This window comes from Rhizobium sp. WSM4643, from assembly GCF_025152745.1.
Taxonomy (GTDB): Bacteria; Pseudomonadota; Alphaproteobacteria; order Rhizobiales; family Rhizobiaceae; genus Rhizobium; species Rhizobium leguminosarum_I.
This window is the reverse complement of record NZ_CP104040.1, coordinates 3,492,580-3,514,340: the sequence shown is the minus strand read 5'-3', so window position 1 is coordinate 3,514,340 and position 21,761 is coordinate 3,492,580. Positions and strand designations below refer to the sequence as shown.

The following is a 21,761-nucleotide window of genomic DNA, read 5'->3' as shown; positions in this document are numbered from 1 at the left end:
CCTGCCATCACTCAGGAGGTGATGGCGCAGTGCCATGAGGAGCGACATGACGGGGAATGACGCACTCCGCGAGGAAATCTATCGGCTTGCCGCGGTGGCCGAAACCGACCCAGCAACAACGTCGAATTTGAAGTCGCTGGCCGTCCAACTCTGGGCACACTTCGACGAGTTCACTGTCGAGGACCTGGAAGATATACTGAGGGACGAATGGAGGACTCGCGGCCTACCGTTCAACGACAACGCGGAAATATAGTGATCGCTCAACGTCGTTCCCGGCGGCGGTGCCCCACCAACTCGGTTTATCGCCAGGCGCTCGGAACCATGTGACGCCTTTTGCGGTAGAACACACGTCATCGCCCGGCTATAAAGATATGCTGCGTTGGCTTTTTAGCGGTAACCGATGCCCAATTCTCCCGAATCCTCAGATGAAAGCGTTAGCAACTCGAGCTCGGCTCGCAATCAGACAGTAGATTCGGCAGCGCAAGCGGCCGCCTCGGATTCGCCGGGAACCATTCAAGTCGACGACCCGCAACCGCCCGATCGATCCTTTAGCCAAACTAGACGAGCCGTCGGGACGCTGTTCCGTGCGCTGCGCCAAGATCTGCAGGCAAGTTCAGCTTTGACAAAGATCAACACGGCCGCATTGGCTTGGGGGGCGAAGCTAAAGACATGGACGCCGTTCACGTCATCTCCCTACATATGGATTACGACTGCTTTGGTCGAAGCAGGGCGCCGTTTTCGCAATCAGCATTCAAAGCCGCGTGAAAGTCGCCGCAGCGCTTCGCTCGTTGCCGGCTGGCGGAAATTCGCTGTTGGATTCGCGCTTCTTGTCTGCCTCCTCGCAGGAAGCCTGCTGGCGTGGGCACTCAAGGACGTGCCCTGGAGCGAAATCCGGGATGGAACGTTAAAGCCGGTGGTGGTGCTGGAAACCGCTGACGGGACGCCGTTGGTGAGACAGGGACCTTATCAAGGGCCATATGCTCGATACGACCAGTTTCCGCCCCATCTGATCGATGCCGTCCTTTCAATTGAAGATCGCCGGTTCATGGATCATTTCGGCATCGATCCGAGGGGCATCGGGAGGGCGCTTCTGCGGAACCTGGAGGCGGGTTCCGTGGTGGAGGGTGGCAGCACGATCACCCAGCAGCTCATCAAGCTGCAATACCTCGACAGCGACCGAACAATAAAACGAAAGGTTCAGGAGGTTGTCATCGCGGTCTGGCTGGAGTGGAAGCTCGGCAAGAGGGAAATCCTGACGCGCTATCTCAATAGCGTCTATCTCGGCGCCGGCGCCACCGGCATGCCTGCGGCCGCGCGGATCTATTTCAACAAGGATGTCGGTGACCTCAACCTGCCGGAGTCGGCGATGCTGGCGGGGTTGCTGCGGGCGCCGAGCCAATGGAATCCCATCGACAATTTCGAAGGCGCCCGGCAGCGCACCATGGTCGTTCTCGACGCGATGGCGGCCAATGGCAAGATCACCGCACCACAAGCGGCTCAGGCCAAGACGAGCTTTGCCAGGCTGCAACCTACGACGCCCACGCCGCGCTCCGGAAGTTGGTTTGCCGACTGGATTTCGCCGCAAGCGAGCGAAATCGCCGGCTCCTCACCAGGTTCGACCACGGTGCGCACCACGCTGGTGCCGCAGTTGCAGCTGATCGCCGAAAGGGTCGTGAAAAGTGCTCTCGACAGTCAGGGAAAGACGGTCGGAGCATCGCAGGCCGCGTTAGTTGCGATGATGCCCGATGGCGCGGTCGTTGCCATGGTTGGCGGGCGTGACTACAAGGAAAGCCAGTTCAATCGTGCGGTCTCTGCGATGCGACAGCCCGGTTCTACCTTCAAGCTGTTCGTCTATTACGCAGCATTGAAGGCTGGGCTCACCTTGTCTGACCAGGTTTTGGACGCGCCAATCGACATCAATGGCTGGTCGCCTGAAAATTCCGGCGGCAGCTATCGCGGTTGGGTGACGCTTGCTGAGGCGTTCGCGCGATCGCTCAATACCGCGTCAGTGGCGCTTGCCGAAGAGGTAGGTCTGGACAATGTGATTGCCGCGGCGCGCGAACTCGGCATCGATGCGCCGCTGGCCAACACGCCGTCTCTGGCGCTTGGCACATCCGAAGTTAATCTGCTCAACCTCACCAGCGCCTATGCGTCTGTCCAGCTCGGTAGGGCACCCGTCAAGCCCCGGGGCATCATCGACTTTCAAGCGGCAGGGCAGCCTAAGGCCTTTCGAATTGGCTTACAATCAAAGCCGAATGTCGATCTTTCGCCCTACCAATCCGATCTCCTCGGCCTCCTTCAGTTGGTGGTCGAGCGCGGGACTGGACGTGGGGCAGATCCCGGCACGTTTGCGGCCGGCAAGACCGGCACGAGCCAGAACAATCGTGATGCCTGGTTCGTCGGCTTCACGGAAGCGCTCGTCGTCGGTGTCTGGGTTGGCAATGATGATGACGCGCCGATGAAGGGAGTGACGGGCGGCGCCCTGCCAGCGCATATTTGGCGGGATTTCATGCGCGAGGCGGCGACCGAACCGATGCTGAACGGAGTGCGATCGACAGAAGCGGCGAGCGATGGTCAAGGCGCACCGCAAGCTTGCAATATAACCGCCTGCTCGCGCAGTTACCGCTCCTTTCGTCCGTCCGATTGTACTTATCAGCCATATTCCGGAAGCCGACGGCTTTGCGAAAAGTGATGTGGCCCGGCAGAGATTGAGCACCGGTCGTCCTTGCCTCACGCCTTCAGGCTGAACGTCATTGTTTAATGCGACGACCTCTTGCTGCGAGCGGTCGCGCTGCCCAGTTGCTCTGCATCCATCTGTCAACAACCTACAGCTCACACTCACCATAGACCGCAAAGAGCGTGTCTCGGATCTAGCAGAATCCGTTCAGCTTGAGGATCTTATGGGCGTCGATTGCCGCCCGGAGTTCATCTTCGGAGTTTCGATCTCCTCGGTTAGCGTCCGGATGGTGCATCTTGAGCATCAGTTTGTAGCGTCGCCTAATTTCCACAGGCGTCGCGTCCTGCGAAAGGCCAAGCGTTTCGAAAGCTTTTGCTTCCAATACCTTGAGCTTACGCTGCTGGAGATCGGCTTTCGTGGCCTGATGTCGTGCAGCAATCTTGCGTGCGTTAAGAGTTTTTGCCGTACCGGAGCGAACGGTCGAAGGAAGCGGCGTCTCTGTCGCCGGCTCAACGCGGGTCCCCCACGTCTTTCGGCTGCCGTTTGCTGCTTCCCTCTGATAGCGGGCGGTCACCGGATCAGACAGATTGCTCGCGAAATTATAACCCTTATTGTATTCCCTCGCATGTTGAGGACAGAACATCAGGTACAAACCTTCTGCATCTCGCCCAACGGGCGCACGATTGGTGCCGCCGCTTTCGCAACCGTCCCACTGGCATTTCTGCTGGTAAAGCTCGCTGAGCGGAGCTGATTTTTTGCGCGTTGGCCTCAGGCCTACGAAAATCTTCGAATCAAACGTCATCGCGCGTTATATGGCGATCTGCAGAGAGGCGGCAAGCAACCATGCAGGAGGGGTTCCTGTTTCGGCATCTTGACTTGTTGCTCGTCACCGGCCCTCAGTGCCTCGCTCACTTTATCCTCGTCCTGACCCGCCTCGGTGTCTGCAGCGACGGTCGTCTCGATTTCCCGTGTTCTGATGCCTGCGAAGTGTCTCCCAGGTGGCATCTAGCAGGCTCGAGACACTGGCAGAGGTTCGGGGCGCGATGCACATCTTGACGGCCGCGCGTTCAGGACGGCAATCCAGGCGTTAACGTCCAAGGGCAATACCAAGGAATATCTGGCTTTGGGCTGAGCGAAGTGAAACTTCATCGCGGACATTAAACGTATACACGTTGTGGGAACGCCGAGCACGCCTCCACGGCGTGCTCGCTTATGCTTTTCGCTGAACTCGTCGAGGCGCCGAAACGGGCAGCACAATCCGTCAACCGTTGAGGCTCCGAACAGCGCGGCGCTAGAGCGGGATTGTTTTAGTCGGAATCGGAACAGGGATTGAACGAAGCCGCTTTCGCGGCACTTGGAGTGCGGGATTTGCATGATGCGCTTCTGATTTGAAGGATTGGGCTGTTTTAGCCAACCTTTGAACAGGAGATGACGATGACAGAGATAAGCCCGCTGCGCCGGCGCATGATCGATGACATGACGATCCGCAATCTTTCGCCAGCGACGCAACGATCGTATTTGCATGCGGTGACCAAGTTCTCGCGTTATTTCGGGCGATCGCCAGACCGTCTTGGACTGGAAGACGTGCGCGCGTTTCAGGTGCATCTGGTATCATCGGGCCTATCGTGGCCGGCCTTGAACCAGACAGTTTGTGCCCTGCGGTTCTTCTTTGGCGTCACGCTCGGTCATGGCGAGATACCGGAGCGCATTGCCTATGCCCGGACACCCGCCAAGCTTCCGACGATCCTAAACGGCGACGAGATCGTGCGGTTTCTGGAAGCAGTTCCGAGCCTGAGAACCCGCACCGCACTGACGACAGCTTATGCAGCGGGGCTGCGCGCCTCGGAAGCTGTCCATCTCAAGGTCCGCGACATTGATGGCGAACGCGGCATCATCCGTGTCGAGCATGGCAAGGGCGGAAAGGATCGCAACGTCATGCTGTCAGCGCAGTTGCTCGCGATCCTGCGGGTCTATTGGCGGCTGGCGAGACCCGAGGTCTGGCTGTTTCCAGGCCGGGACGAGACCAAGCCCATAGACGTCCAGGTTCTGTATTCTGCCTGCCGTTCGGCGTGCACTGCTGCGGCAAGCATCGATAAAAGGGTGACGGTCCATACGCTGCGTCACAGCTTTGCCACCCATCTTCTGGAAAGCGGAACCGACATCCGCATCATCCAGGTCTTGCTCGGCCACAACAATCTGTCCACCACGGCACGCTACACGAAGGTTTCCAATACCCTGATCCGCAGCACGACCAGCCCGCTCGACCGGCTGACGTTGGAGGTGGTGCCGCCAGGCTGAGTATAGCTTCGCCATGGCGGCGGGACTGGAGGTGGCGGACATTTTTCGCCGCCACGGGGAAAGATATCGTCAAACACACGACGCTCATCTCGGGCGTGTCGAACGCCGGGTCATGAGTGCGGTCGAGATGTGCCGGACCGCTCGCCTGGGCGGGCATGTCCAGCAATGTCAGGACTGCGCGACGCTCCGCATCGCCTACAATTCCTGCCGCAACCGGCATTGCCCGAAGTGCCAGGGACAGGCGAGCCGTGACTGGCTTGCCGCGCGGCAGGCCGACCTTCTGCCGGTCGGCTATTTCCACGTCGTCTTCACCCTACCGCAGCAGATCGCCGCAATCGCCTTCCAGAACAAGAATGCCGTTTACACGATCCTGTTTCGCGCCGTCGCCGAAACGCTGCGCAAGCTTGCTGCGGATCCCAGACATCTGGGTGCGGAGATCGGCTTCATCGCGGTGCTGCACTCCTGGGGACAGAACCTCCATTATCACCCGCATATCCATTGCATCGTGTCGGGCGGTGGGTTGTCATTCGACCAGTCCCGCTGGGTTGCTTGCCGGGCAAGCTTCTTCCTGCCCGTGCGGGTTCTGTCACGCCTGTTCCGGCGGCTGTTTCTCGACGAGCTGAAGCAGGCCTACGAACTGGGCCAACTTCGGTTCTTCGGCGACATCGCCGGCTTGGCCGATCCAGCCGCATTCAATCGCACTGTCAAAGAAGCGCGGCGTGTCAACTGGATCGTCTACGCCAAGCCGCCCTTTGCCGGGCCCGAACAGGTGCTGGCCTATCTCGGCCGTTACACCCATCGCATTGCTATTTCCAATTCCCGCCTCGTCAGCATCGATGGAAACAAGGTCACCTTCCGATGGAAGGATTATCGAACGGGCGGCAAGCAGAAGGTGATGACGCTCGATGCTCACGAGTTCATCCGCCGTTTCCTGCTTCACACGGTTCCGGACGGCTTTCATCGCATTCGTCATTATGGTCTGCTTGCCAATGGCCATCGGCAATTGAAGCTGGACTTGTGCCGCAGCCTGCTCAACGTCCCAACGCAGGAGCAGCCGCTCGAACAGCCGGACGCAAAGCCACCATCTGTGGCGCACCGCTGCCCCTGTTGTGGCGGAAGGATGAGCATCCTCGGCACCTGGAAGCCGCATCAACCAACCTGCCGGTCAGCATGGAACGACAGTTCATGATCATATCAGACGCAGCATCATTGCAACGATCAGCGTCGGCATGTCGAAGGACCGCGAGGGGAGTGCTTTGGCTAAATGTGCCGACGCGACATGAGACGCAACGGCCCCAAGGGTTCGGTCGATGCAAACCGACCAACAGGCTCGTCAACGACACCGCAATGACCGCTAACAATCTCCTTCCAGACCTGTCCACGCGTTCCGGCAGGACTCGATCCTGCCAAATGCCATCCACCGCCTCGGCTAAATCCCCATAGTGCCAAACAACCCGCGCCTTCGCTCAATCCGGCTTCAATGAGGTCCGATCAGTGAATGCCGCATGCCCAGCGCCCGGACCTCACAGAACCCTCCAGATTCCCTTTCTGGTGCAAATCAGATTCACCATTCCGGCCGGTGCAGGAGGCTGGTCTGGATGGCGAAACCTTTTTCGGATGATCTTCGGGAACGCGTTGTTGGCGCAGTAACGCGCGAGGGCCTGTCGTGTCGAGCGGCGGCAAAGCGCTTCGGCATTGGCATCAGCACCGCGATCGACTGGGTCCGGCGCTTGCGTGAGACGGGCAGCGCGGCTCCCGGCCAGATGGGCGGGCACAAGCCACGGGCGATCTCAGGTAAACATCGGGTCTGGCTGATCGATCGCTGCCACATGCAGGCGTTCACCTTGCGCGGGTTGGTGGCGGAACTGGGAGAGCGCGGCCTGAAAGTGGATTACAGCGCCGTCCGGACCTTCGTGCATGAGGAAGGGCTGAGTTATAAAAAAAGACGTTGGTCGCCAGCGAGCGCGAGCGGCCCGATGTTGCCGCCCGGCGGGCGCGCTGGCTGAAGCATCGCCATCGCATCGATCCATCTCGCCTTGTCTTTATCGACGAAACCTGGACGAAGACGAATATGACGCCGCTCAGGGGCTGGGCGCCGCGCGGCGAACGGCTGTTGGGCCATGCGCCCTTCGGCCACTGGAATACCATGACTTTTGTCGCAGCCCTCAGGGCCGACCGCGTCAGCGCACCGTGGATCATCGACGGCCCGATCAATGGCGAACGCTTTCGCATCTATGTCGAGAGGGTGCTGGTACCGGAGCTCAAACCCGGCGACATCGTCGTCATGGATAATCTCGGCTCGCACAAGGCCGGCGCTATCCGTGCCGCCATCCGCAAGGCCGGCGCCCGATTGTTCTTCCTGCCGCAGTATTCCCCCGATCTCAATCCGATCGAAAAACTCTTCGCCAAGATCAAGCACGAGCTGCGCAAGGCGCAGGCCCGAACCCGACAGGCCATCGACGACGCACTGGCAGCCACCCTTCAAACCGTCTCGCCGAAAGAGTGCCAAAACTACTTCAAGGAAGCCGGATATGAACGGACATAAAACAATCCCGCTCTAGCTCCGCCGGTAGCCCGGCGCGTAGGAAGCGCCTTGGCCGAAAGGAGTGCGTAAATGATCAGCGGAAGGCAGACCAGATAGGATATCCGGATTCCAGCATGCTCGGCAATGAAACCGAGCAGCGGCGGCGCCAGGAAGAAAACGACAAAGGTCATCTGGCCGAGGGCGGCGACGTTGAGATGCGCCGCTCGATCTATGCGCTGGGCCGCCGCCGAGACGGCGAGGGGATAGACCGCGCTGCAACCAGCGCCCATCAAGGCAAAGCCCGCCAGCGCGATATAGGGATGCGGCGCTCCCGATACCGCGCAGATGCCAATCGCCGAAAGAATAAGCAGCATCGTGGCGACGGCCCGCGCGCCAAACCGATCGACCAGCGGATCGACGAACAGGCGCGCCAGCGCCATGCAGAAGGTAAAGAGCGTCAATCCCAGTCCGCCAATGAAGGGCTCGACCGAAAAAACGTCGCGCATATAGATCGCCGACCAGTCGATCCCGGCACCTTCGACGAGAAAGGCCGCGATGCCGATCACGCAGAGCGGCATGAGGCCCCAGGTGGGAAGCGCTACCGGCTGTGCCTTGCCTTCATGCAACGCGATCCGCGCCGGCGCATTCCGCATGCCGGCAATCGTCCAGATACCGATGACAAGAACCGCGACAAAGGTCACCGCGAGATGGAGTTGCATCGAAATGCCGGCTTGGCGGACGATTGAGGAGACAAGTGCTGTGACGAAGAAGCCGAGGCTCCAGAAACCATGCGCTCTGTTCATCACGCCGCGTCCTAGCTGCGCTTCGATGCGGTCGATCTCAACGTTGAGATTGATCTCCAGCGCTCCGGCGAGCAGCCCCTCGACGAAAAGCACACAGAACACGACCGGCGCCGCACCGATCCAAGGTACCAGCGACAGCAGCGCAGACGTGCCGAGAACAGTAATGAATGCCGTCGTACGCGCGCCGAGCCGGGCGATCAAGGGCGAAGATAAGGTCAACGAAATTAAGGCGCCGATGGCAGCCCCTATCAGCGTTAAACCAAGCTCTGCCTTTGGCCTTGTCGAACTTCAACGACAGCTACGGCTTGCCGCTGTGGAACCTGCAGCTTGCCGCTACCAGCCTTGCCGTGGTGCCGATCCTGATCGTCTATCTGATCGCCCAGCGGCAGATCATCGAAAGTTTTGCGCTATCGGGCGTGAAGGGATGAGGAATTTTCGTTCATGAGCAGTGTATCGCTTAAAGGCATCGAAAAACGTTTCGGCGCGGTGGAGGTCATCCGCGGCGTCGATCTGAGGATCGATCCCGGCGAATTCGTCGTATTCGTCGGTCCGTCGGGCTGCGGTAAGTCAACCTTGCTGCGGCTGATTTCGGGGCTGGAATATCTTAGCGGCGGTGAACTTGCGATTGGCGGCCGGGTCGTCAACGAAGTGCCGGCTTCGAAACGCGGCGTTGCCATGGTCTTCCAATCCTATGCCCTCTATCCGCACCTGACCGTCCGGGAGAATATGGGTTTCGGGCTGAAGGTCCGCAAAGTTCCGGCACAGGAGCGTCAGAAGCGTGTCGATGAAGCTAGCGCCACGCTGAAGCTCGAAGCATTGCTCGATCGCTACCCCCGCGAGCTTTCCGGCGGTCAGCGGCAGCGCGTTGCGATCGGCCGGGCCATCGTTGGAAATCCTGATGTCTTCCTGTTCGACGAACCGTTGTCGAACCTCGATGCTGAGTTGCGCGTGCACATGCGCTCTGAAATCGCCGCACTGCACAAGCGGCTCTCCACGACGATGATCTATGTAACGCACGATCAGATCGAAGCGATGACGCTCGCCGACAAGATCGTGGTTCTGCGCGACGGCCGCGTCGAGCAGGTCGGCTCCCCCCGGGACCTATACGAGCGGCCGGCAAATACCTTCGTGGCGCAATTCATCGGAAGCCCAAAAATGAACCTGCTCCCTGCAGATATCGCGCCTTTGCTGGCAGGCGCAACGGCAATGGATGCCGCAGCCGAGACCATCGGGATAAGGCCGGAGCATCTGAGCGTCGTGGAGCCTCGAGACGGGACGCTGCGCGGAACCGTCGGGCTTTGTGAATATACCGGGGCGGTAACGCTGCTCCACGTCAAGTTGCCGGCCGGGCACGATTGCCTCGTCCTGCACGACGGTCGTGACATGAAGGCGGGAATCCAAATAGGGCTCACCGCCGATGTCTCGAAGGTGCACTTTTTCAACGGCAACGGGCAGACAACAAAGCGGACTGAGCAAGGCCGGACTGCTTGAACGTGCGGCCGCTCTTGGCGCGGGCGCGAACCGCAGAAGTCTCTCAAGGATCGGATTCGCCTACTCGCCCTGTCGCAAGTTGCGAAGTCGGTCGAAAAGGACGGCGAGCACGATTGCCCCACCGATAAAGCATCCTTGCCAGAATGCGTTGATGCCGAGCAGGCCAAGACTGTTACGAATGACCTCGATGAGTGCGGCGCCGACCAAGGCTCCAAAAGCAGTGCCGACGCCGCCAGCCAGGTTGGCGCCGCCGATAACCGCGGCGGCAATGACCTGAAGCTCCATCCCGGCGCCGATGTTTGTGGTGACGGCGCCGAGCCAGCCGGTTTGAATGATGCCGGCAACCCCCGCCGAAAGGGCAGAAATCATATAGACGATGACCTTGATCCTCGGCACGGGAACACCTGTCAGTGTCGCGGCGTGCTCATTGCCGCCGATGGCAAAGACATAGCGACCGAACTTGGTCCAGCGCAGCACGAAACCGGTAACGAGTGCCAGCACGATCATATAAAGCACTGGATTGGCGATGCCGAAAACCCAGGCGCCGCCACCCAGCGCCAGGAGCTTGTCGTGATCTGGCCCGAACTCAAAAACGACAGTATTGTTGGATGCAACCATCGCAAGGCTGCGCGCAATCGACAACATGCCAAGCGTGACGACGAAAGGGGGGAAGCCGAGATAGGCAATCAAGACGCCATTGAAAGCTCCGACCAATAGAGCGGTACCGATTGAGGCGGCGATGCCGACTTCAATGCTGTATCCCGCATGCATGACGACCGCCAGCACCATGCTGCACAGGCAAAGCACCGAGCCAACGGACAAATCAATGCCGCCGGTGATGATGACCAGCGTCATGCCCAGCGCGATAATGGCGACGAAGGTGACGTTGCGGGTGATGTTGTAGATGTTCTTCGCCGTCGCAAAGGAGTCCGTCGCCATCGACAGAAAAATGCAGGCGAGAATGACTGCAATCAGCACCCAGAATGTCTGGCCGCCCATGATCGTCGCAAGCCAGCTCCGTTGCTTCTGTCCGATCGTTTGGTCAAGTGTAATCGCCATCGTCGACCTTCTTCCTTCTCGTTGCAACGGATAGCATCGATCACACCTGTTCGATGGCGCCGGTGATCAGTCCCGTCACTTCCTCCGGCGAACTTGCCGCGATCTGCTTGTCGGCTACTTTTCTGCCTCGCCGCATCACGATCACGCGGTCGGCGACCGAAAAGACGTCGGGCATGCGGTGGCTGATCAGGACAACGACAATGCCCCGGTCCCGCAACTGGCGGATCAGATTCAGAACCTCAGCCACCTGGCGCACGGAAATGGCTGCCGTCGGCTCGTCCATCAATACGATTTTCGCTTCAGACAGCATCGTGCGGCCGATCGCGACCGCTTGCCGCTGGCCACCTGACATTTGCTTGACGAGGTCGCGCGCCCGCGTCTCGGATTTGAGTTCGCGAAATATCTCGCCGGCGCGCTTGTACATGCTCTTGTGGTCGAGGATGCGAAGAGGCCAAAGGCCGCGGCGCAGTTCTCGTCCGAGGAACACGTTCGCTGCCGCCGTCAGATTGTTGCAGAGCGCCAAATCCTGGTGAACGATCTCAATGCCATGCTGGCGTGCTTCCTTCGGCCGATGAAGCACGAGATCGGCGCCGTCGAGCCGCATGGTTCCATGGCTCGGCCGAAAGTTGCCGGCAATCATCTTCACCAGTGTGGACTTGCCAGCGCCGTTATCGCCCATGAGGCCGACCACTTGCCCCGCTTCGAGTGAAAACGAAACATCGTTGACTGCCTGGATGGCGCCGAAATGTTTGGAAATATTGCTGAGTTCAAGAACCGCCACCAGCCTCCTCGCCTCCCAAAACCTGCGGGCCATCCATCGCTCCGAACCCTGCCTGTCTCCGACGCAAGGCTCGAGCGTGTCCGCTTCTCCAGTGTCCTCCCAGGAAAAGCGAATGGGAGCATTTACGCAAAACCCTGCGACAGCGTCAACTCATTGTCCCGGCCGTTGCTCCTATTGTCGCAAAAATCTGTTTTGTCAGACAAATATCATTTGACGAGAGTGGTGCCCGGATATTAGCTACTCATGGGGGAGAATGAGCATGCTGATCCTTGTTACCGGTTCGACGGGCAAGGTCGGGCGGCGCTTCATTGCTGGGCTGCTTGACGATCCGAGATTTTCCAAAGCCCGTATTCGTGCGCTTTGTCATAATCGTTTGTACGAGGCGACCGACCGTGTCGATGTCTTCCAAGGCTCGATCGCCGATCGCGATGTCGTGGCAGCGGCGCTGGATGACGTTACCCATGTCGTGCATCTCGCCACATGCAAGGAAACGCCTGAAGACATCATGGATGTCACGGTCAAAGGTCTCTTTTGGCTGCTCGAGGAGTTCCGTACGAGCGTCACCGCACGCCAGTTCATCCTGATTGGTGGTGATGCGGGTGTGGGACATTTCCACTATCGCCACAACGGCCCGATCACCGAGAACACCCGCCATTGTGCCTATCCGGGAAGCTATGCGCTCTCCAAAGTCCTGGAAGAGGTCATGCTGGAGCAGTTTGGCATTCAGTACGGCCTTAATGGCTGTTGTCTGCGCGCGCCCTGGATCATGGAAAAGGACGACTTCAAGTATTCGCTGTCTTTTGGAGACGACGTCTTTGGCGGTCCGGACTGGAAGACGCTCGTCCCGGAAGACGCGGCACGGCGCTATGCGGCGATGGATACGGTGCCGCTGCTGCTCGATGCTGACAGTCGTCCGCTGAAACGCAACTTCGTGCATGTCGATGACCTTGTATCGGCAATACTGGCAGCGATCGATAACCCCCGGGCGGAGCGGCAACTCTTCAATATCTGCATGGATCGACCGGTCGACTATGCTGAAGTCGCCGCCTATCTCCTCAGTACCCGCAATCTCGGCTCAATCGACATACCAAGCCGATTCCATTCCAATTGGATGGACAACAGCAAAGCGAAATACCTGCTGGATTGGCGGCCAGACTACGATCTCGAAATGCTTATCGACTCGGCATGGCAATACGAGCGCTCAAAGGAGGAGCCTCGCATCGTCTGGTATCCGGGTTGATTTCGTGTGGCGGGCACGCGGTGTCCGTCTGTTTCAAGGGAGGAAACTATGAGGAAGGCATTACTACTTACAGCCGCAGTTTTAGCAATGACCGCCGGGCAAGCCTTGGCCAAGAAGCAACTCGTCATCGTCGTCAAAGGCCTCGACAATCCGTTCTTCGAAGCAATCAATCAAGGTTGCCAGAAATGGAACAAGGAGAACCCCACGGCCGAATACGAATGCTTCTACACCGGTCCGGCATCGACATCAGATGAAGCCGGCGAAGCGCAGATCGTTCAGGATATGTTGGGCAAGGCAGACACGGCTGCAATCGCAATCTCGCCGTCAAATGCAAAGCTCATCGCCCAGACCCTGAAGACCGCCAATCCAACGGTTCCGGTGATGACGCTCGATGCCGATCTTGCCGCCGAGGATGCAGCCTTGCGCAAGACCTATCTTGGCACCGACAACTATCTGATGGGCGCCCGCATCGGCGAGTACATCAAGAAGGCCAAGCCGAAGGGCGGCAAGATCTGCACGATCGAAGGCAATCCGGGCGCAGACAATATTCTACGCCGCGCACAAGGGATGCGCGACACGCTCACTGGTCAGAAAGGCTTGCCCGCGCTGAAAGGTGAGGGTGGCTGGACTGAGGTCGCCGGCTGCCCGGTGTTCACCAATGACGACGGTGCCAAGGGTGTTCAGGCAATGACCGATATTCTCGCGGCCAATCCCGGCATGGACGCATTCGGCATTATGGGTGGCTGGCCGTTGTTCGGCGCACCGCAACCCTATCGCGACCTGTTCAAGCCAATGGCCGAGAAGATCGCCAGCAACGATTTCGTCATTGGTGCGGCCGACACGATCGGCGACGAGGTTGCCATTGCGAAGGAAGGCCTAGTGACTGCGCTCGTCGGCCAGCGGCCATTCGAGATGGGCTACAAAGCACCTTCGGTGATGATGGATCTGATTGCCGGCAAGCCGGTTAAAGATCCGGTCTTCACCGGGCTCGATGAGTGCACAAAGGATACAGTCGACACCTGCATTCAAAAGTAGGTTCACGGTTTGGCGCACCCGGTTGAAGGGTGCGCCGACTGTCCTCACGAGACGGATCGAGAGATCCGCAGGGTTGACGCGCCTTGAATTCCGCGCTTTGTGCCGGCGTCAATCGCAGGCGACTTCCTCGTTATTACGATTGTTTTGATCATACGTGCAGACAGTCGAAAGAATGCTGAGGCAGTAGAAATAAATGCCTGACAAAAAATCAGGAAAGCCAACGGCTGCGGTCGAGGTGGTGACGGTTGACCGCTCGATAACCACAAGGCGCCCAAATTCTCCCCGCATGACTGGGGCGAGCGTTCATGTGTCATTGGCCGGCGAGATCGGTCTGCGAATCGTGCGCGGGGACTATCCTCCGGGCACGATCCTGCCAAATGAGGCAAAATGGTCGGAAGTCTTTGACGTCAGCCGCTCGGCGGTGCGCGAAGCGATCAAGATGTTGAAGGCCAAGGGCCTGCTTTCTTCCCGCCCGAAAATCGGCAGCTGGGTCGAACCTAGGGAACGTTGGAACCTGCTGGATCGAGATGTCTTGGGCTGGTATGCCGCATCTCCCGATCGCGAATCCTTTCTGAGAGCCGTGCAAGAACTCAGGCATATGATCGAGCCGGAAGCGACTGCGCTTGCTGCGGAGCGACGAACTGAGGAGCAGATGAACGCGATCAGTCAGGCCTTGCATGACATGGACCAGGCGACATCGCTCCAGCAGCGAACAGAATCCGATGCGCGATTTCACATCGCGATCTTGCGCGCCTCCGGAAATGATCTGTTGGTACCGCTCGGCGTATTGATCGAATCGGCGCTGAATCACCTCTTCGCCCATGTCACGCGGGAGGAAGACAACTTGCGATATGCGCTGAAACTTCACGAAAATATTGAGAAAAGCATTCGACTGCAGCGGCCGAACTTGGCGCGCAACGCAGTCCGCAAGGCGCTGGCAAATACCGACGACATCATAGCCCGGTGGTCACGATAGACGTTCGCATTCTGTCCGGTTGAGGAAGCGGTTGCCAGTCCCGCGTGCATATGCCGTCATAGCACGGGGTAGTCCGTGATATCGGTTCGACGGCTGTTGCCCTCAGTATTGAGCAAGATCTGGTATAGTAAATCATTACTTACGGGTTCCTTTCACGCAGCCGTTGAAGTCCTCGGGGTTTCGAATGGAAGGACGCGTCGGCGTCGTTCTATGGAGAAATCAGGATTGATCCGGAGCCCCCTAACCAATCGACTCTGGTCGCCAGGCGTGAGATTCAGCCTGAGCGCAGCCGGTTCACTGGACTTGAGGGGTTAATCTCCGTTCTTTAGAGAAAACGCCAGCACATAGTCGCCAACATCTTTCGAGTATGGCGCTCCACCAACCGATATCAGGACATATTGCTTGCCTGTTTTCGGCGAGACATAGGTCATAGGCGTCGCGCTCGAACCGACCGGGAGAGGATATTTCCAGAGTTCGGTACCGTTCTCGGCATCATAGCCGCGGATATAATAGTCCTGGAAGCCAGCGAAGAAGACGATTCCACCGGCGGTGGCCGACGTGCCGGCGTAGCTCGGAAGGCCCATCTGCATAGGCAGCTTGGTTTTGATCTTGAACGGCCCGAGTTCTTCGGCTGTGCCGGCAGGAACCTGCCATGCGATCTTGCGCGTCTTCAGATCCACTGCGGTGACGGTGCCGAAGGGCGGTTGCGTGCAAGGAACGCGAAGCCTCGATGTCCACATCTCGGTGGCCATGGCGTAAGGCGTACCACGCTGGGGGGCGGAGGGGCCGTGCGCGGTTGTGGTCAGGGCAAAATCGACGTATTCGGCGCGCGGAATGAGTGAGAAGAGACTGGGGACGCGAATATCGTTCATGAAGACCCTGTTGTTCGGCAGGTCGACCGATACGCTTCCCCAGTTGAGACCACCCAGATTGCCCGGCTGCTGGATCGCATACTGTGTGCCGATCGGGGTGAAATCGCCGTCGTAGCGCATCTTGCGGAATGCGATGCGGCATGCCAGCTGATCGAACATGGTGAGGCCCCAGGCCGTCTGCTCGGTTACGCGCTCCGCACCGATTGTCGGCATGCCGACGGAGTAGGGCTGCGTCGGGGACAGTTTTTCTTCCGGCGCGCCGCCTTGCTGCGGCACCGGTTTCTCCTGAACTTCGGCAAGTGGTGTGCCGGTTTGACGGTCGAGGAGAAAAAGCTGCCCGCGTTTGGTGGTCTGCAGCAGAGCGGGCACGGTGGCGCCATTGCCGTCGGGCAGATCGATCAGGAGGGGTTGGGCCGGCAGATCATAGTCCCAGATATCGTGATGCACGGTCTGGAATTTCCATTTCTCCCGACCCGTCGTTACATCGAGCGCCACCAATGTCGCGTTGTATTGATCGGCGAAACCAGGGCGATTGACGCCGTAATAATCCGGCGTGGTATTGCCGAGCGGTGCATAGATGAGGCCAAGCTTGTCGTCGAAAGCGGCCATCGTCCACATGTTGGGCGTGGCCCGCGTATAGGTCTGGCCGTCCGGCGGGAGCTTGGTGATCTCGGGGTTGCCGAGATCCCATGCCCATTCGAGCTCGCCGGTGACCACGTTGAACGCGCGGATAACGCCGGAGGGTTCGCCGACCTCCTGGTTGTCCGTGACCCAACCCCCGACGACGATCAGATTGCGGGCAATCAGCGGCGCCGATGTCTGGAAATAATAGCCTGACTTGACTTCGCCCATGCCCTGGGAAAGCTGGACGGTGCCATTGTCTCCGAAGTCCTTGCAGAGGGTGCCGGTCTTGCTATCGATTTCCAGGAGACGGGCATCGATCGTCGTCTGCACCAAACGCTCGTTACAGAGACCATCGGCTGACTGGGTCGCCTTTGGCATCTTGTAGTAACCGAGGCCGCGGCAGCGTTGCCAGTAAGGCGCCATCGCCTTGGGGTCAAAGGTCCAGCGGGGTTTGCCGGTATCTGCATCGAGCGCTGCGATCACGTCTGTCGGCGTGCAGGTGTAGACCGTATCGCCGATCTGCAGCGGGGTGTTCTGATCGGCGCCATCGCTTTTTCCGGTGCGATATGTCCAGGCAAGATCGAGCTTGGACACATTGCCGCGGTTGATCTGATCGAATGGCGAATAACGATCTCCTGCGGTGGTGCGGCCATAGGATGTCCAATCGGAGGGAGCGTTGTCGCCCTTGGCGGTCTTGTAGGCGGTGATGTCGGCGGAGGGGCGGATAATGCCGTGCGGCACAAAGCTCAGGCCGAAACCCGCGACGAACAGGATCGCCGTAACCGAGGCACCGCCATATAAGAGCTTCCGGTTGGCGGTCAGGGAAAGCGACGGAGCAAAGAGAAGCGCAAAGCTTGCCAGCGCGATGGGGGACATCAAGCGGGCAAAAAGCGCCCAAAAATTAAGACCCGACTCCCATAACGCCCAGGGAAGGGTGAGAACGGCGACAAGCAGGACGATGAGGCTGCCTGATATCTTCCGGCGCCACAGCAGAAATGCGCCAACCAGATAGGCAAGTCCGGTGATCGCGTAATAGGGCGAACCGCCGAGGAGCAGCAGCCAAGCGCCGCCTGCGATCAGCCCCAATCCGATAGAGGCGAGAACAAGACAAAACAGGGTGGCCAGAAATTTCATAGTCTCCTCATCCAATCCGCTGCCCGATCACCTGGATACCGACTCCGACCATCGCAGGGCACCTCGGGAGCACAGGGCCATGGGTTGATGGTCAGAGACGCGTCTTCGGGAGAGGGCTGCTCTCTCGTTCAATTTTTAACTGATGTACCTGTGGTCACTGACACGCGGCCCCGACCCGGCAATGATGCCGGCGCCGCTCTGCGGCAACGGTTGCCATTCCAAATCGAGTCAATACTTCTGAAAGGGGCACAGATGTTTCTCGGCGAAAAGCTTGATCAAGCGAACGGGCGACCGACAGGATTCGATTATATGCGATTACTGTTAGCCTTTTCAGTGCTTTGGATACATACGGCCCGCGTCACGTACGGCGATGACCTCTTTCTCTGGGAGTCATCCTTCCGCCCTGTTATCAAGTCTGTGCTGCCCATGTTCTTTGTCCTGAGCGGGTTCCTGGTGGCTGGCAGTCTTGAACGATCGAAGACATTGATTTCCTTTCTCGGTAACCGATTTATCCGGATCTACCCTGCTCTTGCGGTAGAGGTATTGTTGGCTGCCTTTATACTCGGTGCGATCTATACAGAGTATGACCTGCGTGACTATTTCACCGATCCTCAGTTCTTTACATATCTGATGAATGTCACAGGGCACATTCACTTCAATCTTCCCGGGGTATTCCTGGATAATCCTGATGCCGCGATGGTGAACGGGCAGCTCTGGACTGTGCCCTTCGAGCTTGAGTGCTATGGGGTGATTGCCGTCCTCTTCTTGCTCGGCGTCGTCAGGCGGCGGGTGATTGCCCTTATCGCAACGCCGGCCTTGATCATAAGCTTCGGTATCGCAAGATATTGGAAACATGAAAGTGATTGGGCGAATATGCCGACGACTGCGTCGGGCAATCTGCTCATTTGTGCTTTTCTTGTGGGGGTGACCTTCTATCTCTACAAGGACAAGGTTCTTTGGGATATCCGCATTTTCCTCGCCTCGGTGGCGTTCATCCTATGGGCCTATTGGTTCACCTCCTTTGGGGACTTTGTTGCCATTCCGGCCATGGGATATGTCACGGTCTTCCTTGGCCTCACCTCGCCCCGCAAGCTCGGCGTCCTGCGTGGAGCTGATTACTCCTACGGCGTCTTCCTCTATGGCTATCCGATCCAACAGGCGTTCGTAGCGCTCGGACCTTGGGCGCATAACTGGTGGCTGAACGGCATTGTCTGCAGCATCATTGCCGCTTGCTTTGCCGCCTTCTCGTGGAGATTCATCGAAAAGCCGGCGTTGAAATTGAGGAAACAAGTCACCTGGCTGGAAAACCTCAGTCTCCAACGCGTCGCAAAACGGCAATTGGCCGGCGCTGTCTCGAAATAGGCTTGCCGATACGGCCTCGATGCCGGCAATTCCATCGCAGGTGTTCAACCGGCAAGGACATCAGCAGAGCTCGCCATGGCGGCGGGCTCTGTTTTCGTTGTTGCGCGCCCGATCACCTCAGATGAACAATCCGGGTCCATCGCAGGAGCCGAGTCTTGCGTAGGCTGTTGCGCAACACTGAGGCCGTCGCGCTTGCCGGACGAGCGTAAGCCCGATCGTTGCCAGCGCACATACGCTCGAGCGTAAGCCTATTGCCAAATTCATCTTTTCAGGAAAAACACGTGAACGTTCAGTTCGGCGAGAGGAGGCCGGAGTTGCATTGCCGGCTGCTGTATAAGCCTTCGATGCCTAAAATCTTTCTGACTGCAATATCCAAGGATTCCTTGGGTTTAATGGGTAGAACAGGCCTTCTGGATGAATAGTCGAATATTATCCGATGGGGTTCAACGACTTGCTGGGCGGATGTTAGCAATATTTTAACCGTAATAGATAAAATACTTTGATCGAACTTCGTTTCGACTTTGGGTTTTGTCATGTCGTCGTGGGCTGGCGGTGGCTTGGAGGAGGTGTGAAGAGAGGATCAGAATAATGCTGAAGAGCACGCTCGTCGTGGTTGCCGTCTCCATCGCTGCCGGAGCCACCATCCGCGCCTCGGCCTTTGCAATATTTGCATTTCTAGTTGTCATGGCCTTGGGCGGCGTGATCCTGCTGAAAGGTACCTCCTTGACGGAGGCGGTCGTTTCTTGTTTCGAAGTGCTTGTATTAATGGAGATATGCTATCTGGTGGGCCTATTTGCCTTCTCCTTGTGGCATATTCAAAAGCGCCGGAAAAAGAACGCCATCACTGAGCGCTCCCATGTCACAGGCAAACGCCCTCATGGGTAATGACATGACCGAGGCCGGCCGGATGGTCGGCTAAGCTGGGCGCGAAGCTGAAAGATTGCGACGCGCTTCAGGAATCCACCCTGGGCAGTAAGGCGTGCCGGGAAAGCAGGGCGGAGAGCGTCTTTGCCACGATCACGAAATCCAACGCCAGCGTCCATTTGGACAAATACTCGACGTCGAGGGAAATCCTATTCCGGTAGCTGACGTCGTTGCGCCCGCTGGTCTGCCAATGGCCAGTCAGGCCGGGACGGACGGCCATGTAGGCGTAAGCATGTTCACCGTAATGTGACAGCTCTTCTTTGGTAATGGGGCGGGGCCCGACGAGGCTCATTTGACCCAGCAACACGTTGATCAATTGCGGAAGCTTGTCGAGGCTCGATCGTTTCAAAATATCGCCGACGACTGTGACAGGCGCGTTGGCCGTTGCATCGACTGTTATCGTACGAAACTTGAGGCAACCAAACTCTTTTCCCTTATAACCGATCCGGCGATGGGAATTGAAAATTGGCCCCCAATCACTTAGCGTTGTGATGGCTGCTACCGATACAAGGAGCGGCGACAAAAGGACTAAGAGCCCTGCTGCAATGATGAGGTCCAACGCGCGCTTCAGAATTCTGCTGATCGTATGGGATTGTAACGAATTGAATGGACGCCTTTCCCGTCGTGCCCTGGCGAAATCCCGCCAAGGTTTGATCGGGTTTATGCCCTGATTTTTTCCCGCCATCCGCGTCTCCGTTAGACAAACCCCAGAAATCACAGCCAAAGCTTGTTTTATTGCAAGTTCTATGTCTGTGACCGAGGTCATAATCGTGAATAAATTCTTTATTCTCTGAAGAAATTCCTGTGAATATATTAAATATTACCTTCGCTTTTGGCGATGTAGCAAAAATATTATTTATCTTTATTTTAATAAATGACATTATTATTATGATAGTTAACATATTCTGCGGATTGGCAATTGTCATAAATCGTATAAAAATCGTCCTACAGCTTCAAAGCGTTGCTTAAGACAGAATTCAATATGAATTTTATGATATATAAATGTGAGGATCCGTCATTATTATGTATAGTTTCAACACGATATTTTTATTTTATTACTGTTTGACTTTCTAATTCAAATTATTACGAATGTCTCTCGAGCTAGTAAGCCAATTAGTCTGCGTGGAGTTGCACTTATGGATGGGGTGATTAGCATCAGAGACGACAGAACTAGAGGAGACGCGGCGCGAATAGGCGAAGCGATTACTTTCGGAACTGTAGGTATTGTTTACGGTGATCGGGGGGATTTGGATCACGAGTTCCCGTTTTGCCGCTCGAGTGTTCGCAAGTTTCGTCGCGGTGAGCTTATTGCCAGCGCCGGTGTCCTCATCGACATGTTCGCCCGCGTGCAGCGCGGAATGGTGAGTGCAAGCACCCCGCTTGCCGATGGACGAGAGTTCATCGTCGAAATCATTCCTAAAGGTGGCTTGATCGGCGAATTGGAAGTGCTGCGCAAGCAGTCTCTCAACCTGGAATATCGGGCCTCCTCGGACTGCGAACTCCATTACTTCGACGGTCGATTACTGCGGGACTTGTGTGCGAACGATCCGCAATTTCAGGTGAAGATCCTGTCAAAGGCGCTGGCGCGTGTTTCCGAACTCGAACTGCGGATCATTGCCAATGCCGGATCGAGTCTAAGGCAGAGAGTGGCCCGGACGCTGCTGCGTCTTTCCGCCCTGTACAGAATGGATGCGGAGAATAGTGGCGATGAGTTGATCATCTCCCAAAATGATCTAGCCGCAACGCTGCCGGCGTCGCGTGAGAAGGTCAACCAATGCCTGCGGCGTTTGCGCGAGAACAAAGTGGTCGACGGGACACAGGGCAAAATCCGCATTCTCAATCGCAAGGCGCTTGAGGCTTATGCCGAGGGTGTGACGTCTCTCGTTTGAGGCGGCGCCTCGATAAAATAAAACGGAACGGCAGAAGCCTCAACAGAACCCGCCGCCGGCGGGCTTTGTGTT

The 21,761-nt window shown here is 57.7% G+C and carries 17 protein-coding genes and 2 pseudogenes; 13 read left to right on the top strand and 6 right to left on the bottom strand.

Annotation, left to right across the window (positions count from 1 at the left end):
• The first annotated feature begins 46 nt into the window (after positions 1-46).
• Together N1937_RS17545 and N1937_RS17540 are read left to right on the top strand one after the other, a co-directional pair.
• On the top strand, positions 47-253 hold the full coding sequence (locus N1937_RS17545; protein WP_026154474.1) for a hypothetical protein: 207 nt from the start codon (positions 47-49) through the stop codon (positions 251-253).
• Positions 254-400: 147 nt separating this feature from the next.
• A complete protein-coding gene (locus N1937_RS17540) occupies positions 401-2,692 on the top strand; it encodes a PBP1A family penicillin-binding protein (RefSeq protein WP_260056629.1) in 2,292 nt (763 codons plus the stop codon).
• A 178-nt stretch (positions 2,693-2,870) separates the two neighbouring features.
• Here the strand turns inward: N1937_RS17540 and N1937_RS17535 are convergent, their stop codons facing one another.
• Positions 2,871-3,479 (bottom strand): J domain-containing protein, encoded by a 609-nt coding sequence (locus N1937_RS17535; RefSeq protein ID WP_222386950.1) that lies wholly within the window; start codon positions 3,477-3,479, stop codon positions 2,871-2,873.
• A 632-nt stretch (positions 3,480-4,111) separates the two neighbouring features.
• On the opposite strand from N1937_RS17535, the gene N1937_RS17530 reads away from it, so the two are divergent.
• From N1937_RS17530 to N1937_RS17520, 3 genes are all read left to right on the top strand, one after another.
• On the top strand, positions 4,112-4,975 hold the full coding sequence (locus N1937_RS17530) for a tyrosine-type recombinase/integrase (RefSeq protein ID WP_260056628.1): 864 nt from the start codon (positions 4,112-4,114) through the stop codon (positions 4,973-4,975).
• 13 nt (positions 4,976-4,988) lie between these two features.
• On the top strand, positions 4,989-6,164 hold the full coding sequence (locus N1937_RS17525; protein WP_260056627.1) for an IS91 family transposase: 1,176 nt from the start codon (positions 4,989-4,991) through the stop codon (positions 6,162-6,164).
• A 409-nt stretch (positions 6,165-6,573) separates the two neighbouring features.
• Positions 6,574-7,520, top strand: a protein-coding gene (locus tag N1937_RS17520; RefSeq protein WP_222282285.1) for an IS630 family transposase whose coding sequence is annotated in 2 segments (ribosomal slippage) — positions 6,574-6,912 and positions 6,915-7,520 — 945 coding nt in all. Because the reading frame shifts where the segments join, the coding sequence is not laid out codon by codon here.
• Here the strand turns inward: N1937_RS17520 and N1937_RS17515 are convergent.
• Positions 7,487-8,575, bottom strand: a pseudogene (locus N1937_RS17515) (MFS transporter); the annotation flags it as partial. The gene N1937_RS17520 and the pseudogene N1937_RS17515 sit on opposite strands and share 34 nt — an antisense overlap.
• On the opposite strand from N1937_RS17515, the pseudogene N1937_RS17510 reads away from it, so the two are divergent.
• Together N1937_RS17510 and N1937_RS17505 are read left to right on the top strand one after the other, a co-directional pair.
• A pseudogene (locus tag N1937_RS17510) lies at positions 8,566-8,730 on the top strand (carbohydrate ABC transporter permease); the annotation flags it as partial. The pseudogenes N1937_RS17515 and N1937_RS17510 sit on opposite strands and share 10 nt — an antisense overlap.
• 13 nt (positions 8,731-8,743) lie before the next feature.
• The gene (locus N1937_RS17505) at positions 8,744-9,793 is read left to right on the top strand and encodes an ABC transporter ATP-binding protein (protein WP_222295765.1); all 1,050 of its coding nucleotides are present in this window, start codon (positions 8,744-8,746) and stop codon (positions 9,791-9,793) included.
• 60 nt (positions 9,794-9,853) lie between these two features.
• On the opposite strand, the gene N1937_RS17500 is transcribed toward N1937_RS17505, so the two are convergent.
• Positions 9,854-10,852, bottom strand: coding sequence for an ABC transporter permease (locus tag N1937_RS17500; protein ID WP_222295764.1), 999 nt, complete (start codon positions 10,850-10,852; stop codon positions 9,854-9,856).
• 40 nt (positions 10,853-10,892) lie between these two features.
• Entirely contained in the window at positions 10,893-11,633 is a 741-nt protein-coding gene (locus tag N1937_RS17495; protein ID WP_017965924.1) for an ATP-binding cassette domain-containing protein, read from the bottom strand.
• Between the two features lie 259 nt (positions 11,634-11,892).
• Here N1937_RS17495 and N1937_RS17490 point away from each other — a divergent pair, with 259 nt between their 5' ends.
• The 3 genes from N1937_RS17490 (at position 11,893) to N1937_RS17480 (ending at position 14,884) form a co-directional block, all read left to right on the top strand.
• Entirely contained in the window at positions 11,893-12,873 is a 981-nt protein-coding gene (locus tag N1937_RS17490) for an NAD-dependent epimerase/dehydratase family protein (protein ID WP_222295763.1), read from the top strand.
• Positions 12,874-12,921: 48 nt separating this feature from the next.
• Positions 12,922-13,908: a substrate-binding domain-containing protein gene (locus N1937_RS17485; protein WP_017965922.1), complete on the top strand. Its 987-nt coding sequence runs from the start codon at positions 12,922-12,924 to the stop codon at positions 13,906-13,908.
• A gap of 193 nt (positions 13,909-14,101) precedes the next feature.
• Entirely contained in the window at positions 14,102-14,884 is a 783-nt protein-coding gene (locus tag N1937_RS17480; RefSeq protein WP_260056625.1) for a FadR/GntR family transcriptional regulator, read from the top strand.
• 311 nt (positions 14,885-15,195) lie between these two features.
• Here N1937_RS17480 and N1937_RS17475 read toward each other — a convergent pair whose 3' ends face one another.
• Positions 15,196-17,514: a membrane-bound PQQ-dependent dehydrogenase, glucose/quinate/shikimate family gene (locus N1937_RS17475; RefSeq protein ID WP_017965920.1), complete on the bottom strand. Its 2,319-nt coding sequence runs from the start codon at positions 17,512-17,514 to the stop codon at positions 15,196-15,198.
• Positions 17,515-17,766: 252 nt separating this feature from the next.
• On the opposite strand from N1937_RS17475, the gene N1937_RS17470 reads away from it, so the two are divergent.
• Together N1937_RS17470 and N1937_RS17465 are read left to right on the top strand one after the other, a co-directional pair.
• A complete protein-coding gene (locus tag N1937_RS17470) occupies positions 17,767-18,876 on the top strand; it encodes an acyltransferase family protein (RefSeq protein WP_032985372.1) in 1,110 nt (369 codons plus the stop codon).
• 588 nt (positions 18,877-19,464) lie between these two features.
• On the top strand, positions 19,465-19,761 hold the full coding sequence (locus N1937_RS17465) for a hypothetical protein (protein WP_162117898.1): 297 nt from the start codon (positions 19,465-19,467) through the stop codon (positions 19,759-19,761).
• A gap of 67 nt (positions 19,762-19,828) precedes the next feature.
• On the opposite strand, the gene N1937_RS17460 is transcribed toward N1937_RS17465, so the two are convergent.
• Complete coding sequence (locus N1937_RS17460; RefSeq protein WP_170261629.1) at positions 19,829-20,485, bottom strand: sugar transferase; 657 nt, start codon at positions 20,483-20,485, stop codon at positions 19,829-19,831.
• Positions 20,486-20,936: 451 nt separating this feature from the next.
• Between N1937_RS17460 and N1937_RS17455 the strand changes: the two genes are divergently transcribed.
• The gene (locus N1937_RS17455) at positions 20,937-21,689 is read left to right on the top strand and encodes a Crp/Fnr family transcriptional regulator (RefSeq protein WP_222295761.1); all 753 of its coding nucleotides are present in this window, start codon (positions 20,937-20,939) and stop codon (positions 21,687-21,689) included.
• Positions 21,690-21,761 lie beyond the last annotated feature (72 nt).